Origin of the sequence: Cupriavidus nantongensis, from assembly GCF_041726985.1 — a bacterium.
GTDB lineage: Bacteria > Pseudomonadota > Gammaproteobacteria > Burkholderiales > Burkholderiaceae > Cupriavidus > Cupriavidus nantongensis_A.
This window is the reverse complement of record NZ_CP168303.1, coordinates 3,400,126-3,416,144: the sequence shown is the minus strand read 5'-3', so window position 1 is coordinate 3,416,144 and position 16,019 is coordinate 3,400,126. Positions and strand designations below refer to the sequence as shown.

At 70.1% G+C, this 16,019-nt stretch carries 10 protein-coding genes; 5 read left to right on the top strand and 5 right to left on the bottom strand.

Annotated elements, in window-relative coordinates; genetic code table 11:
• Nucleotides 1-206 precede the first annotated feature (206 nt).
• Nucleotides 207-485: an HU family DNA-binding protein gene (locus ACEI37_RS27095; protein ID WP_012354324.1), complete on the bottom strand. Its 279-nt coding sequence runs from the start codon at nt 483-485 to the stop codon at nt 207-209.
• A 1,157-nt stretch (nt 486-1,642) separates the two neighbouring features.
• Here ACEI37_RS27095 and ACEI37_RS27090 point away from each other — a divergent pair.
• A complete protein-coding gene (locus ACEI37_RS27090) occupies nt 1,643-2,158 on the top strand; it encodes an SET domain-containing protein (protein ID WP_012354323.1) in 516 nt (171 codons plus the stop codon).
• 25 nt (nt 2,159-2,183) lie between these two features.
• Here the strand turns inward: ACEI37_RS27090 and ACEI37_RS27085 are convergent, their stop codons facing one another.
• From ACEI37_RS27085 to phhA, 4 genes are all read right to left on the bottom strand, one after another.
• The gene (locus ACEI37_RS27085) at nt 2,184-3,806 is read right to left on the bottom strand and encodes a sensor histidine kinase N-terminal domain-containing protein (RefSeq protein ID WP_373378849.1); all 1,623 of its coding nucleotides are present in this window, start codon (nt 3,804-3,806) and stop codon (nt 2,184-2,186) included.
• A 152-nt stretch (nt 3,807-3,958) separates the two neighbouring features.
• The gene (locus ACEI37_RS27080; protein ID WP_012354320.1) at nt 3,959-4,663 is read right to left on the bottom strand and encodes a response regulator transcription factor; all 705 of its coding nucleotides are present in this window, start codon (nt 4,661-4,663) and stop codon (nt 3,959-3,961) included.
• Nucleotides 4,664-4,811: 148 nt separating this feature from the next.
• Nucleotides 4,812-5,210 carry a 4a-hydroxytetrahydrobiopterin dehydratase gene (locus tag ACEI37_RS27075; RefSeq protein ID WP_373378848.1) on the bottom strand — a complete coding sequence of 133 codons (399 nt, stop codon included), beginning with the start codon at nt 5,208-5,210 and terminating at the stop codon, nt 4,812-4,814.
• Nucleotides 5,211-5,296: 86 nt separating this feature from the next.
• A complete protein-coding gene (phhA, locus tag ACEI37_RS27070) occupies nt 5,297-6,226 on the bottom strand; it encodes a phenylalanine 4-monooxygenase (RefSeq protein ID WP_373378847.1) in 930 nt (309 codons plus the stop codon).
• A 169-nt stretch (nt 6,227-6,395) separates the two neighbouring features.
• Between phhA and ACEI37_RS27065 the strand changes: the two genes are divergently transcribed.
• The 4 genes from ACEI37_RS27065 to pbpC all read left to right on the top strand — a co-directional run bounded on the left by ACEI37_RS27065 (nt 6,396) and on the right by pbpC (nt 15,994).
• Nucleotides 6,396-6,881 (top strand): Lrp/AsnC family transcriptional regulator, encoded by a 486-nt coding sequence (locus ACEI37_RS27065; protein ID WP_373378846.1) that lies wholly within the window; start codon nt 6,396-6,398, stop codon nt 6,879-6,881.
• A gap of 109 nt (nt 6,882-6,990) precedes the next feature.
• A complete protein-coding gene (locus ACEI37_RS27060; protein ID WP_373378845.1) occupies nt 6,991-13,071 on the top strand; it encodes an MG2 domain-containing protein in 6,081 nt (2,026 codons plus the stop codon).
• Complete coding sequence (locus ACEI37_RS27055) at nt 13,068-13,772, top strand: lysoplasmalogenase (protein ID WP_373378844.1); 705 nt, start codon at nt 13,068-13,070, stop codon at nt 13,770-13,772. Before ACEI37_RS27060 ends, ACEI37_RS27055 begins: the two co-directional genes overlap by 4 nt.
• Nucleotides 13,769-15,994: a penicillin-binding protein 1C gene (gene pbpC / locus ACEI37_RS27050; RefSeq protein WP_373378843.1), complete on the top strand. Its 2,226-nt coding sequence runs from the start codon at nt 13,769-13,771 to the stop codon at nt 15,992-15,994. Before ACEI37_RS27055 ends, pbpC begins: the two co-directional genes overlap by 4 nt.
• The last annotated feature ends 25 nt before the right edge of the window (nt 15,995-16,019 follow it).

The following is a 16,019-nucleotide window of genomic DNA, read 5'->3' as shown; positions in this document are numbered from 1 at the left end:
GTACTGGCCAGGGCTGGACGCCTGTTGGAAGACTTGGCGCGCCATCGCCCAGGCGCGGTGCGGGCGATGCGGCGGATACTGCAGGATATTCAGATCACGACTGTGGATAACGTCCCCCGCCTGGCGCGCGCCTGCGCCCTCGGGCACCGGGGCGGCGGCATGGCGGGGTCAGGCAATGCCGGGCTCTGCAGTGCAGCCCGTCAGGATCACTGGTTGACAGCGTCCTTGAACTTCTGGCCAGCCTTGAACTTCACGGTCTTGGCGGCTTCGACCTTGATTTCTTCACCGGTACGCGGGTTGCGCGCCATGCGCTCGCCACGCTCGCCCTTGCTGAACGTGCCAAAGCCGATGAGGCTCAGCGTGTCACCCTTGGCCACTGCGTCCATGATGGCCGACAGGGTCACGTTCAGTGCCTGTTCCGCCTTGGCCTTGGTCAGACCGTCCACCCCGGCTGCGATAGCGTCGATCAGTTCGGTTTTCGTCATGCTTCACTCCGTATCGAGTTGATAAAACACAGGCGTCCACGGCCGGGCGGCCAGGCTGGCACCGCTCCGGCAAAGACGCCGCGGGCCACATGATACCGTGTCGGACAAGGCGCACCGGGAACAGATTGTTACCTGGCAGTTTCCGCGAGGCCGCGCCAGCACGGGGCTGGAGGCAAATCGCGCTTGCTGGAAGGGGACCCGCCGTCGGCGGAATGCGGCGCAAATGGCAAATGCGCGGCAAATGCCGTACGTCAGGCGAGGTGGCTGCCGCGATCGGTGTAGCACGGCATACCTGCTGCCAGCCGCCTCAGAAGGCCGCTGACAGCCCCGAGATCGGTTCCGAGGGTCTGGGCACCCTGGGGCTTCTGAACGGGCTGGAGGCGCTGTACGGGCTGCAACGCACCAAACTGCACTATCGTGCATCCCCGAGCCGAGCTACCACCAGCCTTGCCCTGCGTTATTCGGGGCATGCATGGGGCCCTCAGCCACCGCCGTGAACCGTGATCCGCCGACATCCACGTATACCGCAGCGATAACGGCCTCGCTGCCCGGTATACGTCGCGGGGTATACGTCACCGGTATACGCACCGCCCGAACGGGCAAACAAAAAGTCTCTCGCAAACCCGCCGTTTACGCCTGTCGCCTTTCGGATGATGCCGCGGGCCTGGGATCGTTCTTTCGGTTTACCTTTTTCTTTCATGTATACAGATAGTAGTAGTAGGTAAACACCCGCAGCCGCTGTGGAAAACCCCGTAAACATCTTTGCCTTCAAGGGTTTACGTAAACGAGAAGTGGTCGCATCGAATGTTGGCCGAAGTGGAAGACTCCGCCCAATGGATGAGATGCGAGCCGAACCCCTCCGACTTATGCCCGAGGCATCCCCATGCCAGCCCCAGGCAGCCCACACCCAATCCGCGTGCTTGTCCACAGATCGGGGCGGGGTTATCCACATGCGGGGTGGTAAACGGGCGCGGAGGATACCGGGTGCGGCGACACGGCGGGGAGGGGATGTATACGTCGTTCGTGCCGGCTGCAGCCACGAACGGCAGCGTTGCCACGTATACGTGTCGCGGTCGCCCCGGTATCATCCCCGATCGCGCCGGGCGGCCGGCACCGGCCACCACCCAGGCACAACAGGCGAAAGCACGGAAAGGCAAATGGCGGACAAGGCAAAGCGCAAGGCAGCGGGCGAGGGCAGCAAGAAAACGGCGAGCGACCGGATCGAGGTGCGCCAGTCAGGCGTGCACGGCAAGGGCGTCTATGCCATCGCCCCGATTGCCGAGGGCGAGCGCGTGATCGAATACAAGGGCGAGCACATCTCGTGGAAGAAGGCGCTGGAGCGCCATCCGCACGATCCCAGCGATCCCAACCACACCTTCTACTTCAGCCTGGACGACGGCAGCGTCATCGACGCCAAGTACGGCGGCAACCGCGCGCGCTGGATCAACCATGCCTGCGAGCCCAACTGCGAGGCGCGCGAAAAGAAGGGCCGCGTCTTTATCCACGCCCTGCGCGACATTGCCCAGGGCGAGGAGCTGTTCTATGACTACGGCCTGGTGATCGACGCGCGCTATACCGCCAAGCTGAAGAAGGAATTCGAGTGCCGCTGCGGCAGCCCGCAATGCCGCGGCACCATGCTGGCGCCGAAGGAAAAGAAAAAGAAGGCCAAATAAGGCCGCCGCCCACGCAGCAGCGGGTTCAGGCCACCGACCCTGCCGGTTCGCAGGGGATCCGGATCACGAAGCGCATCACCGCACGCCGCTCGGGCGTGGGGTCCGTGACGGAAGGTTGAGTCGCCGCGCCTGGCGCTGGCGGCACGTCCTCGATGCGGATGGTGCCGTGGTGCAGGGTCACGATCTCATGCACGATGGCCAGCCCCAGGCCGGCTCCGCCCGCCTGGTCGGCGCGGCCGCCGCCGGGCTCGGGGGCGCGGTCGCCGCGGAAGAAGCGCTTGAACACTTCCTCGCGCCGCTGCGGCGGGATGCCGGGGCCGTTGTCTTCCACCATCACCACCGCCATGCCGCGGTGGCCCATGGCCTCGCCGCCGGCGCGCACCGTGATGCGCCCGCCCGACGGCACGTATTTCACCGCATTGTCGATCAGGTTGGAGAGCGCCTCGCGCATCAGCAGCCGGTTGCCGCGCACCACTGCCGGCGCGCCGCCGGTGAAGGTGGGGCCGGGCAGGACCTCGAAGCCCAGGTCGATGCGGCGGGCCAGCGCCTGCGGCACCCACTCGGCGCCGATCTCGAAGGCCAGCTCGGCCAGGTCGAAGTGTTCCACCGGCCCCAGCCGTTCCAGCGACAGCCCGGGCTCGGCCCGCGCCAGCGACAGCAACTGGTTGGACAGCCGCACCGCGCGGTCGGCCGCGGTCTGCACCTCGCGCAGCGCATGGCGGGCCACTTCGAGCGAATCGGCGCTCTGCGCGCGGTCGGCATGCAGCTTGACCGCGGTGAGCGGCGTGCGCAGCTGGTGGGCGGCATCGGCAATGAACTTGCGCTGCGCGTCGAGCGCGTCGCGCAGCCGCGCCAGCAGCGCGTTCAGGCCGCGGATCAGCGGCGCCACCTCGGCCGGCACCTGGGTTTCGTCCAGCGCCGCCAGCGAGCGCGCGGTCTGGCGGTTGAGCTTGTCGGCCAGGATCTGCAGCGGCACCAGCTCTTCCTTGAGCACGTGCGACAGGATCAGGCTGCCGACCAGCAGCAGCAGGATCAGCGGCACCGACACCGACAGCAGGATCTCGTTGGCGGCGGTCTCGCGCCGGTCCAGCAGCTCCGCCACTTCCACCACGATGGGCCCGCGCGCGGGCTTGCCGGCCTCGCTGGTGCCAAGCTCATCGACCGCGGCGCTGGGCAGCATCACCGGCAGCCGCACCGCGCGCACCTGGCGTCCGCTGAACCAGGCGTAGAACAGCCGCGCATCGTGCAGCGTGGTCTGGCCGGTGCCGTAGCCCAGCCAGGTATCCATGCCGCCGATCAACCCGTCGGGGCCGTGGATGCGCCAGTAGATGCGGTCGGTGCCCTCGGCCTCGACCAGCGTCTGGGCGATCATCGGGATGTCCTGCTCCAGCCGCGGGCCGGCGATGCGGATCTGCTGTGCGATGTTGTTGGCCACGCCGTACAGCGCGCGGTCGAACACCTGCGTGGTGTAGTGCGCCGCCAGCCAGTAAGACAGCGAGCCGCTGGTCAGCACCAGCGCGAACAGCGGCGTGGCCAGCGCGCGCAGCAGGTGCACGCGCAGGCTGATGTTGGAGCCGGGGCGGGCGGCCTGGCGCGTCGATGCGGGCGCGGCGCCGCCGGGGTCAGCCGCGGCCGAAGCGGGAGGCACGTTGCGCGTTGCAATGCGCGAGGCGGTGCGCCATGAGACGCGGGACGAGGTGCGGGAGGACGTGCGGGAACGGGGCCACATTGCCGGTTGGGCCTGGGACAGCGCCGGGGATCAGGACCGTGCGCCGGGCGGCGCAAGCGGCAGGAGCGCTTTCATTGTCCGGCGCGGATCTGCAGCAGGTAGCCGAAGCCGCGCACAGTGACAATCTCCACGTCGCTGTCCTCGAGCTTCTTGCGCACGCGGTGCACGTAGACCTCGATCGCGGTGTCGCCGACAGTATCGCCGCCTTCGCCGGCGGGGTGTGCGAAGGTGGCCAGGTGGTCCTGCAACTGGGCCTTGCTGACCACGCGGCCCTGGCGCTGCAGCAGCAGCTCCAGCACCGCGAACTCGCGCGGAGACAGCTCCAGCGGGCGGGCGTCGATAAACATGCGGCGATCGTTGCCGGACAGCCGCAGCCGGCCCAGGCGCACGTCGCGCTCGGGCGCGGCCTCGCCATGCTGGCTGCGGCGCAGCAGCACACGCACGCGCGCTTCCAGCTCGGGCAGGGCGAAGGGTTTGATCAGGTAGTCGTCGGCGCCCGCGTTCAGTCCGGATAGCTTGTCTTCGAGCTCGTCGCGCGCGGTCAGGATGATCACGGGGGTGGTGCGGTTGCGGGCACGGTAGCGCGCCAGCAGCGTCATGCCGTCGATGCCGGGCAGGCCCAGGTCGAGGATGACCAGGTCGTGCTGCTCGCGCAGCAGATGTTCGGTGGCATAGACGCCGTCGTGGACGACGCGTACCTGGTGGCCGGCGCGGGACAAGCCGGCTTCGACGCCGCTGGCAATCTGGCGGTCGTCCTCGATCAGCAGGATACGCATGGCGGCAGCTCGGGAAGGACGTTGGGCATGGCAGGCAGAGGAAAGGCCCCACGGCGCACACGGCGGTGCGGGCCTGCCGCAGATTGTACTCGGCGCCGCCCCGCGCTTCCTTACGGTTAGCCTACAGCCGCCGCCGCGGCCCGCCGGGTCAGTTGGTCACCGCGTCGGCGGCGCGCTCGATGAAGTGGGCCAGGTCGATGTCGCGCTGGGTCAGGCCGTTGGCGTCGTGCGTCGACAACGTGATGTCGACCCGGTTGTAGACATTGAACCACTCCGGGTGGTGGTCGGCCTTCTCGGCCTGGATCGCCACGCGCGTCATGAAGCCGAAGGCGGCGTTGAAGTCGTGGAAGGTAAAGCGCTTGAAGATCGCATCGCGCTCGGCGACGGTGGTCCAGCCGGGCAGTTCGGCGAGCAGCGTGGCACGGGCTTGCGGGGACAGAGGGGTCATGGTGGGCTCGATCTGGTTCCTGGAAAAAACGAAGGTCGCGCAGTGCGGAGGACCGCACCATGCGGACAGCCGGCCCGCCCGCGCCGGGGCGGCGGGCATGCCGGCATTGTTTCACAAAGCGGGGAATGGAGCAGGGCGGAGCAGCGATGTGGCAGGCCGCCCGGGGTTTGCGCGCGGGGGCCGGATCAGATGTCTTCGGTATCGGACCAGCCTTCGCGGGTGCCGGCATTGAGCACCTGGTCGCCCTCGGCAATGTCGCCCGCGCCCAGCGTCGGCTGCGCGCGCAGCGCTTCATACAGCGGCGCGAAATCCGGGCGGGTGGCGTCGAACAATTGCTCGAAGCTGTCGATCACGAAGTAGGTCTTCTGGAAGGTGTCGATGCGGTAGCGCGTGCGCATGATGCGGCGCACGTCGAAGCCGATCCGGTTGGGGCTGGCCGAGTCCAGGCTGTAGATCGACTCGCCCTGGCTCGACACGATGCCGGCGCCATAGATGCGCAGCCCTTGCGGCGTGCGGATCAGGCCGAATTCGACGGTGTACCAGTACAGTCGCGACAGCATCTCCAGCGCGCCCAGCCCCGCCGCTTTCAGGCCGCCCTTGCCGTAGGCTTCCATATAGTCGGCAAAGACCGGGTTGATCAGCAGCGGCACATGCCCGAACACATCGTGGAAGCAGTCCGGCTCCTGCAGGTAGTCGAGCTGCTCGGGCTTGCGCATCCACCAGCTGGCCGGGAAGCGGCGGTTGGCCAGGTGTTCGAAGAAGACCTCGTCGGGCACCAGCCCGGGCACGGCGACGACCTGCCAGCCGGTGGCGCGCATCAGGGTTTCGTTGAGCTCGTCGAAATCCGGCACGCGGTCCTTTTCCATGCCGAGCGTGGCCAGGCCCTGCAGGAATTCGTCGCTGACGCGGCCGCGCAGCATCTCGGCCTGGCGCTCGTACAGCTTGCGCCAGATGGCATGGTCGATGCTGGTGTAGCGGTGCACCGGCTGGGCGATGGTGAAGTCCGGGCGCAGTTCCTGGCCGGACAGCAGGCCGGCGTCGAACTGTTCCTTGAGTTTGTCGGTCAGGGTGCCCTGGAAGGCGCCGGGGGCTTCGGTGGCCGTGGCGATGGACATATTGCGGTGTCTCCTGGAATGCGCGCTGGCTGCGTCGGCGCCAGCATGGATGCGGATTTACTGCGTAGTTTAGGCGCGGGAAGCTGCAATCTGTCCGCATAGTCCGCTTGATTTGGACGGATCATGCATATAATGCGCATTGGTTGATTCAGAAATGCGGGATTTGTGTATGGCTGCCCAGAGTGTTTCCCTTGACGCGTATGACCTGGCCCTGCTGAGCGCCCTGCAGGCTGACGGACGCACCACGCACCAGCAGCTGGCCGAGCGCGTGCACCTGTCGCCCAGCCAGGTCGGGCGCCGGCTGGCGCGGCTGGAAGCCGACGGGGTCATCACCGGCTACCGCGTCAGCCTGTCGTCGCAGGCGCTGGGGCTGGGGGTGGTGGTCTTTGTCAGCGTCAAGCTGGCGCATCACGGCGATACCATCATCGAGCGCTTCCGCGAAGAGATCCTGCTGCTGGAAGAAGTACAGGAGTGCTATTCCGTCGCCGGCGAGGCCGACTACCTGATCCGGGTGGTGGTGCCCGACCTGCCCACGCTGGCCGAATTCACCATGAAGCGGCTGATGCGCGTGCCGGGCGTGGAGAGTGTGCGTTCCAACATCGTGCTGACCGCGATCAAATGCGAGGGACCGCTGCCGCTGTCGCACCTGCGCTGAAAACTTTTCCGAAGCAGGTCGCGCGTTTGCGTGCCGGTCTTGCGCTCCTGTGGCGTGCGTGTCACCCTCGCCGGGTGCCGCAAACGTGGCGGGAACGGAGGATGGCAGGATGAAGGGGATCGTCGCCCGAGCCGATCGGGGTCTTGGCAGTTCGCGACAGCAATCTCGCCTGGCGCGGGTTTGCGCGGCCGTGTCGGTGGCGGCAGCGCTGGCTTCTGTCGCCGGTGGCGCGCTGGCCGCGCAGGTGAGCCGTTTCTCGCCGGAAGGCACGGTGGGTCAGGTGCGCCAGGTGGCGATCCGCTTCGACGAAGCCATGGTGCCGATGGGCGATGTCCAGGCCACGGCGCCCGCGGCGGTTTCCTGCACCGGCGCCAGCACCAGCGGCCAGGCCCGCTGGATCGACGCCAAAAACTGGGTTTACGACTTCGCCAGCGACCTGCCGCCCGGGGTGCGCTGCACTGTGCGCATGCGTGCCGGCTTGCGCAGCGAGGCGGGCAATGCCTATGCCGGCAAGGCCGAATACCGCTTCGAGACCGGTGGCCCGACCGTGGTCTCGAGCCGGCCTTCGGGTGGCGAGATCGAGGAAGACCAGGTCTTCGCGCTGCGCTTCAACGGCGCCGCCACCGCGGCCTCCGTGCGCGAGCACGCCTGGTGCCAGGCGCAGGGGCTGGGCGAGCGCATCCCGGTGCGGCTGCTGGCCGGCAAGGAGCGCGAGGCCGTGCTCGAGGCGATCCGCTGGGACCGCCTCGCCAAACCGATGCCCGATGCGGTGCACCTGCTTGCCTGCCAGCAGCGGCTGCCGGCCGCGGCGCGCGTGCAGCTGGTGCTGGGCGCGGGCATTGCCACGCCGTCCGGCGTCGCCACGCGCGAGGAACGCCGCTTCGACTACACTGTGCGCGAACCGTTTACCGCCAGTTTCAGCTGCGAGCGCGAACACGCGCAGTCGCCCTGCACGCCGCTGCGGCCGATGTCGGTGACCTTCTCGGCGCCGGTGCCGCGCAAGCTGGCCGAAAGCGTGGTGCTGAAGACCCCGTCGGGCCCGCGCGCGCCGCAGTTCGACCCCGACCTGGCGCCCGATGCCAGCGTCAGCGCGCTCACCTTTGCCGCGCCGTTTGCCGAGAAGGCGCAGTTCACCATCGAAGTGCCGCGCAAGCTGCAGGACGACAGCGGCCGCGCGCTGGCCAATGCCGACCTGTTCCCGCTCAAGGTGGCCACGGCCGCGATGCCGCCGCTGGCCAAGTTTGCCGCGGCGCCGTTCGGCGTGGTCGAGCGCTTCGGCGAGCTGCCGCGCGGCAAGTCCGCGCAGGACTACCCGCCCCTGCTGCCGGTGACGCTGCGCAATGTCGAAGCCGACCTTGTCGTGCGCGGCGTGCAGGCCCGGGCCGGCACCGTGATGAAGCTGCGCGTCGACGACGATGCCGCCGTGATGCAGTGGCTGGGCCTGGTGCGCCGCCTGCACGAGGCCAGTTATACGCGCGGCGAGCTCGACGCCGTGCTGGCGGGCCGCTCGCCGTACCGCGTCAACAATCCGCGCAACGCGGTGTCGATCGAAACCCGCTCGGTGTCGCTGCTCGAGCGCACCCCGGGCGTGCAGAAGCTGGCGGTGCCCAAGCCTTCGGGCGATGCGCCGCGGCCGTTCGAGGTGGTCGGCATCCCGTTGCCGGAGCCGGGCTTCCATGTGGTCGAGATCGCCTCGCCGATGCTGGGCGAGGCGCTGCTCGGCAAGCGCGCGCCGATGTACGTGCGCACTGCGGCGCTGGTCACCAACCTGGGCGTGCATTTCAAGCTCGGCCGCAGCACCGGCAACGAAGACGACGGCAGCCGCAGCGGGGTGGCCTGGGTCACCGCGCTGGACGACGGCAAGCCGGTGCGCGACGCCGCGGTGGCCGTGCGCGACTGCAGCGGGCGCCTGCTGGGCGAAGGCCGTACCGATGCCAGCGGCGTGGCACGCTTTGCCAAACTGGCCGCGGCACCGGAGAGTGCCTGCGACCAGAACGGGCTGTCGGGCTATTTCGTTTCCGCCCGCATCGCCGCCACGCACCCGCAGGCGCGCGGCAAGGCCGACATGGCCTTCGTGATGTCGGACTGGAACCGCGGCATCGAGAGCTGGCGCTTCAATGTGCCGACCGACACCAGCGCCACGCCCACCGTGCGCGCCCACACCATCTTCGACCGCACCCTGTTGCGCGCCGGCGAAACCGTGTCGATGAAGCACCTGATCCGCGCCGAGACCGCGCAGGGCTTTGCCTTGCCGCCGGCGACCCGTCCGCTGCCCACGCGCGTGACCATCCGCCATGAAGGCAGCGGCCAGAGCTACGAGCTGCCGCTGCAATGGCGCCAGACCGCAACCGGCGGGCGCAGCGCGGAAAGCACCTTCCAGGTGCCCGCGGCGGCCAAGCTCGGCGTCTACACCGTCGAGCTGGAGACGCAGAAGGGCGATGGCGCGCAAGACGACGGCGGCGCGCGCAGCTATTCCAGCGGCAGCTTCCGGGTCGAGGCGTTCCGCCTGCCGGTGCTGGCCGGTACGCTGCAGGTGGCTGGCAAGGCCGGGCCGGTGGTGGCGCCGGCCGAGGTGCCGGTCGGCGTCGAAATCCACTACCTGTCCGGCGGCGGCGCTGCCGGGCTGCCGGTGCGCGTGTCCGCGCTGATGCGCGACAAATACGTGAGCTTCCCCGGCTATGACGAATTCTCGTTCAACCCGCCGCGCGCGCAGCGCGAAAGCGGCGGCGACGAGGAGATGGACGAGGACCAGCAGGGCGATGCCAGCGCCGATGGCCAGCAGCTGGTCGCCGACAAGCTGCCGCTGACACTGGACAAGAACGGCAACGGCAGCGTGACGCTGCGCAAGCTGCCCAAGACCGACGCGCCGCGCGACCTGGTGCTCGAGGCCGGTTTTGCCGATCCCAACGGCGAGATCCAGACGCTGCGCCAGACTGTGCCGGTCTGGCCGGCGGCGGTAGTGGCCGGCATCCGCACCGAGGACTGGGTCTCGGTCAGGCAGAAGCTGGCGGTGCATGGCGTGGTGCTCGACGTCAACGGCAAGCCGGTGGCGGACGCGCCGGTCAAGGTCAATGCGCGCGCGCGCCTCACCACCTCGGCGCGCAAGCGCGTGGTGGGCGGGTTCTACCGCTACGACAACCGCACCGAGACGCGCGACCTCGGCACCGTGTGCGAAACCCGCACCGATGCGCAGGGCCGCGCGCGCTGCGAGGTGGCGCTGGAGCAGGCCGGCCAGATCGAACTGGTGGCGAGCGCGCGCGACAAGGACGGCCGCACCGCGCAGGCCGCCACGACGGTGTGGGTCACGCGCCAGGGCGAGCTGTGGTTCGGCGGCGAGAACCATGACCGCATCGACCTGCTGCCGGAGAAGAAGTCCTACGCGCCGGGCGACACCGCGGTGTTCCAGGTGCGCATGCCTTTCCGCCACGCCACCGCGCTGGTGGCGGTGGAGCGGGAAGGCATCTACCAGACCCAGGTGGTGGAGCTGCACGGCAGCGATCCGACCGTGCGCGTGCAGGTGAAGCCGGAGTGGGGGCCCAATGTCTATGTGTCAGTGCTGGCCCTGCGCGGGCGCCTGCACGAGGTGCCGTGGTATTCGTTCTTTACGTGGGGCTGGCGCCAGCCGGGCGAATGGTGGCGCGCGTTCCGCAGCGAAGGGCGCGAGTATGCGGCGCCAACCGCGCTGGTCGACCTGTCCAAGCCGGCCTTCCGGCTCGGGCTGGCGGAGATCCGCGTCGGTAACGCCGGCCACAGGCTCGACGTTGCCGTGACCCCGGACAAGACCAGCTACCCGGTGCGCGGCAAGGCGCGCGTGGCGATCCAGGTCAGGCTGCCCGACGGCAAGCCGGCCGCCAACGGCGAAGTGGCGCTGGCCGCGGTAGACCAGGCGCTGCTGGAGCTGATGCCCAACACCAGCTGGGACCTGCTCGACGCGATGCTGCAGCGGCGCGGCTACGGCGTCGAAACCTCGACCGCGCAGATGGAAATCATCGGGCGCCGCCACTACGGGCGCAAGGCGGTGCCGGCGGGCGGCGGCGGCGGCAAGAGCCCGACGCGCGAACTGTTCGACACGCTGCTGCTGTGGAACCCGCGCGTGCAGCTCGACGCCGAGGGCCGGGCCAGCGTCGAGGTGCCGCTCAACGATTCGCTGACCAGCTTCCGCATCGTCGCGGTGGCGGACCTGGGCGTGGGCCGCTTCGGTACCGGCAGCGCCACCATCGCCGCCACGCAGGACCTGCAGGTGATTTCCGGCCTGCCGCTGCTGGTGCGCGAGGACGACCGCTACCGCGCCATGTTCACGCTGCGCAATACCACCAAACGTGCGATGACGGTGCAGGCCAGCGCGCGTGGCACGCTGCTCGGCAATGAGGCCGGCCTGCCGGCGCAGACCGTGCAGATTCCTGCGGGCGAGGCGCGCGAGATCGGCTGGGACGTGACTGCGCCTGCGCTGCTGGCCTACGCGCGCACCGGCACGGTGATGTGGGAAGTGCAGGCGAGTGAGCAGGGCACGGGTAGCGCTTCCGACCGCATCAAGGTGTCGCAGCAGATCGTGCCGGCGGTGCCGGTCACAGTGCAGCAGGCCACGCTGGCGCAGGTGGCGCCGTCGCTGTCGATCCCGGTCAAGGCGCCGCCGGGCGCGCTGGCCGATCCGGCCGGCAAGGTGCGCGGCGGGGTGCAGGTCAACTTCCAGTCGTCGCTGGCGGGGGGCATGCCGGGCGTGCGCGAGTGGTTCCGCAACTATCCGTTCACGTGCCTGGAGCAGCGCGCCTCGAAAGCCATCGGCCTTAACGACAGCGCCGCCTGGGACGCGCTGATGGCGCAGCTGCCGTCCTACCTCGATGCCAACGGCCTGGCCTCGTACTTCCCGCTGAACAGCGACAGCGACCAAGGCAGCGAAGTGCTGACCGCCTACCTGCTGGCGGTGACCGACGAGGCCGCGCGGGCCGGGCAGGCGCTGCGCATTCCCGAGGCGCAACGCGCACAGATGGAGCGCGGCCTGGCCGACTTTGTCGAAGGCCGCATCCGCCGTGACAGCTGGTCGCCGGTGGGCGGCACGCAGTATCTGGAGGTGCGCAAGCTGGCCGCGCTCGAGGCGCTGTCGCGCACCGGCCACGCGCAGGCGCGCATGCTCGGATCGATCCAGATCCTGCCGGCGCAATGGCCGACCTCCGCGCTGCTGGACTGGACCCTGCTGCTGACGCGCGTGCAGGACATCCCGCAGCGCGAGCAGCGCCTGGCCGAGGCGCAGCAGCTGCTGCGCTCGCGCCTGACCGTGCAGGGCACGCGCCTGGCGTTCTCCACCGAGCGCAACGACAACTGGTGGTGGATGATGGCCGGCGGCGACGTCAATGCCGCGCGCCTGCTGACGCTGGCATCGGAACTGCCGGGCTGGAAGGAAGATGCGCCGCAACTGGCCACCGGGCTGCTGGGGCGCCAGGTGCATGGCGCCTGGGGCACCACCACCGCCAATGCCTGGGGCATGCTGGCGGTGACGCGCTTTGCGCAAGCGTTCGAGACGACGCCGGTGGCCGGCACCACGCGCGCCAGCATCAGTCATGCCGCCGACGCCGCGCGCAGTTTCCGCAGTTTCGATTGGGCGCGCGCGCAGCGCAGCGACGGCGTGGCGCAGGGCAGCGTCGACCTGCCGTGGCCGATCGGTGCCGAGGGCGGCACGCTGCAGCTGGAACAGGCCGGCGCGGGCCAGCCCTGGGCCACGGTGCGTGCCATGGCGGCGGTGCCGGTGACCGCGCCGCTGGCGGCGGGCTACCGCATCCAGCGCACCATGACGCCGCAGGAGCAGGCGGTGCCGGGCAAGTGGTCGCGCGGCGACGTCTATCGCGTCAAGCTGGAGATCGACGCGCAGGCCGACATGACCTGGGTGGTGGTCAGCGATCCGGTACCCGCGGGCGCCACCATCCTCGGCAGCGGCCTGGGCCGCGACTCGGCCATCGCCACGCGCGGCGAGCGGCGCCAGGGCGCGGCGTGGCCAGCCTATGTCGAGCGCACGCCGCAGGCCTACCGCGAGTACTTCGGCTACCTGCCCAAGGGCAAGGTCTCGGTCGAATACACGGTGCGGCTGAACAACGCCGGTGACTTCGCGCTGCCGCCCACGCGGGTCGAAGCGATGTACGCGCCCGACGTGTTCGGCGTGGCGCCCAATGCGCGGCTGGCGGTCGGGGCGCGCCCATGAGCTGGCTTTCCGCGATGATGCCGGCGCGCGTGCGCGAGTGGTGGCTCGCGGGTGCGATGGCCGGCCTCATCTACGGCGCGCTGCTGGTGCAGGCGGCGCTGGACCTTCCCGACGGCGCGCCGCTGACCGGGCATATCGCGATGCAGCCGGCATGGAAGACGGCGATGGCGGTGCTGCTGGCGCGCGCCGCGTGGTTCCATCGCGTGCCCGGCGAGCGCCGCTGGCTGGTGACGGCGCTGCTGTGCTCGGCGGTGGGAGATTTCCTGCTGGCGCTGCCGACGCTGTCGTTTTCATTCGTCGGCGGGCTCGGCGCCTTCCTGCTGGCGCACCTGGCCTACCTGCGCCTGCTGGTGCCGCTGGCGGGCGACACCCGCCCGCACCGGCTGATCGCCTGCGGCGCCATGCTCGGCGTGGCGGGCACCATGCTGGGCCGCTTCTGGCCCAACCTCGGCACGCTGGCCGTGCCGGTGACGCTGTACGTGGGCGTGCTCGCCGCCATGGTGTGCAGCGCGCTGGTGGCGCGCCTGCCCACGCCGCTGGCGGCGCTGGGCGCGCTGTGCTTTGCCGCGTCGGACCTGATGATCGGCATCGCGCGTTTCCTGGTGCCGTTCGAATCGTTCCAGCTGGGCATCTGGTGGACCTACGCCGCGGCGCAGGTGCTGCTGGTGGCCGGGCTGGTATCGGGACGCACGCAGCCATGATTCTGCGCCTGGCCCTGGTTGCGATGGCGGCAGCGCTGGCCTGGTCAGCGCCGGCTGCGGCCTTGCCCACCTTCGCGCAGGTGCGCGCCGACTGGCGCAGCGCCGACGTGGTGGTGCTGGACCGCGACGGCGAGCCGGTCGGCCGCGTGCGCGACGACTTCCGCGCGCGCCGCGGCGACTGGGTGGCGCTGGCCGAGACCTCGCCCGCGCTGCGCACGGCCATCGTGCTGTCGGAGGACCGGCGCTTCTATGCGCATAGCGGTGTCGACTGGCAGGGCGTGGCCGCGGCGGCCTGGGCCAACCTGTGGAACACGCGCACGCGCGGGGCTTCCACGCTGACGATGCAGCTGGCCGGTCTGCTTGATGAAGACCTGCGCCGCCCGGGCTCGCCGGGGCAGGGGCGCAGCCTGACGCAGAAGCTGGGGCAGGCCGCCGGTGCCGCGGTGCTGGAGCGGAGCTGGAGCAAGGACCAGATCCTGGAGGCCTACCTGAACCTGGTGCCGTTTCGCGGCGAACTGGTGGGCCTGTCGGCGATGTCGCAGGTGCTGTTCGGCAAATTCCCCGAGGGCCTCGATGCGCGCGAAGCGGCGCTGGCGGTGGCGCTGGTGCGCGCGCCCAATGCGCGCGCCGCACAGGTGGCCAGCCGCGCCTGCGGCATCCTGCGCGAGATGCGGCTGCCGCGCGAGTGCGACGGCCTCGAAGGCTTTACGCAACTGGTGCTGCTGCGCACCGGCCCGGTGGCGCAGCGCGCCGCGGCGGCCGCGCCGTCGGCGGGGTTCAGACAGCTGGCGCCGCACCTGTCGCGATACCTGGTCAGCGAGACGCGCGCGCAGCTGCCGGCCGGCGCCGCCATGCCGGCGCGCATCGCGTCGACGCTCGACGCCCGCCTGCAACGCGCTGCCGTGGCCAGCCTGGACCGCCACCTGCGCGAACTGGCCGGCCGCAATGTCGAGGACGGCGCGGTGGTGGTGATCGACAACGCCAGCGGCGACGTGCTGGCCTACGTGGGCTCTTCCGGCGCGCTGTCCGGTGCCGCGCAGGTCGACCACGCGGCGGCGCTGCGGCAGGCGGGATCGACACTCAAGCCGTTCCTGTACGAGCAGGCGCTCGAAGAGAAGCGGTTGACCGCGGCCTCGCTGCTCGATGACCGCCCGGTGAACCTGCCAGTCGGCGGCGGGCTCTATGTGCCGCAGAACTACGACCACCGCTATGCCGGCTGGGTCAGCCTGCGCGCGTCGCTGGCCGCATCGCTGAACGTGCCGGCGGTGCGCACGCTGGTGATGGTGACCCCGCACCGCTTCCACAAGCGCCTGGTGGCGCTGGGGCTGCCGCTGACCGAGGCGGGCGACTACTACGGCTACAGCCTGGCGCTGGGCAGCGCGGATGTGTCGCTGCTGGCGCTGACCAATGCCTACCGCGCGCTCGCCAATGGCGGCAGCTACACGCCGCCCCGGTTGCGGCAAGGGGCGCCGGCCGTGCCGGCAAAGGCCGTGATGCTGCCCGGCGCCAGCTACGTGATCGCCGACATCTTGTCCGACCGCCACGCCCGCGCCCGCACCTTCGGCCTCGACAGCCCGCTTACCACGCGCTTCTGGACCGCGGTGAAGACCGGCACCAGCAAGGATATGCGCGACAACTGGTGCATCGGCTGGTCGCAGCACTACACCGTGGGCGTGTGGGTCGGCAACGCCAGCGGCGCCAGCATGCGCGACGTGTCCGGCGTGTCGGGCGCGGCCCCGGTGTGGCACGACGTGATGGAAGTCCTGCACCGCGCGCGTCCCAGCCAGGCGCCGGCCATGCCCGCCGGCGTGGAGCGCGTGGCGCTGCGCTTCGACGACGGGCTTGAGCCCGCGCGGGATGAAGTGTTCCTGGCGGGCACCGCGGTCCGGCACGTCAGCGTGGCGGCGCCCGCCACGCGCCCAGGGGCGCCCATGATCGCCACGCCGGCCGATGGCACCGTGTTTGCGCTCGATCCCGACATGCCGCCGGCCGCGCAGCGGGTGTGGTTCCACGCGCAGGGCGTGGCCGGCCAGTCGGCGCGCGCGGTCAGCTGGCGCATGGACGGCAAGCCGCTCGGGCGTGGCGGCGAGGTGGCGTGGCTGCCGTGGCCGGGCCGGCACCAGGTGGAGCTGCTCGATGCCGCCGGCAAAGTGGTGGACCGCATCGGCATCGAAGTGCGCGGCGCTTCGGTGCGCGCGCCCGTACCTCCGGCCCGGCGCTGAGGACCGTATCGAAGAGTTCGGACCG

Coding starts and splice junctions, on each gene's coding strand:
- ACEI37_RS27095 (WP_012354324.1), bottom strand. CDS start 485: ATGACGAAAACCGAACTGATCGACGCTATCGCAGCCGGGGTGGACGGT.
- ACEI37_RS27090 (WP_012354323.1), top strand. CDS start 1,643: ATGGCGGACAAGGCAAAGCGCAAGGCAGCGGGCGAGGGCAGCAAGAAA.
- ACEI37_RS27080 (WP_012354320.1), bottom strand. CDS start 4,663: ATGCGTATCCTGCTGATCGAGGACGACCGCCAGATTGCCAGCGGCGTC.
- ACEI37_RS27075 (WP_373378848.1), bottom strand. CDS start 5,210: ATGCCCGCCGCCCCGGCGCGGGCGGGCCGGCTGTCCGCATGGTGCGGT.
- phhA (WP_373378847.1), bottom strand. CDS start 6,226: ATGTCCATCGCCACGGCCACCGAAGCCCCCGGCGCCTTCCAGGGCACC.
- ACEI37_RS27065 (WP_373378846.1), top strand. CDS start 6,396: ATGGCTGCCCAGAGTGTTTCCCTTGACGCGTATGACCTGGCCCTGCTG.
- ACEI37_RS27060 (WP_373378845.1), top strand. CDS start 6,991: ATGAAGGGGATCGTCGCCCGAGCCGATCGGGGTCTTGGCAGTTCGCGA.
- ACEI37_RS27055 (WP_373378844.1), top strand. CDS start 13,068: ATGAGCTGGCTTTCCGCGATGATGCCGGCGCGCGTGCGCGAGTGGTGG.
- pbpC (WP_373378843.1), top strand. CDS start 13,769: ATGATTCTGCGCCTGGCCCTGGTTGCGATGGCGGCAGCGCTGGCCTGG.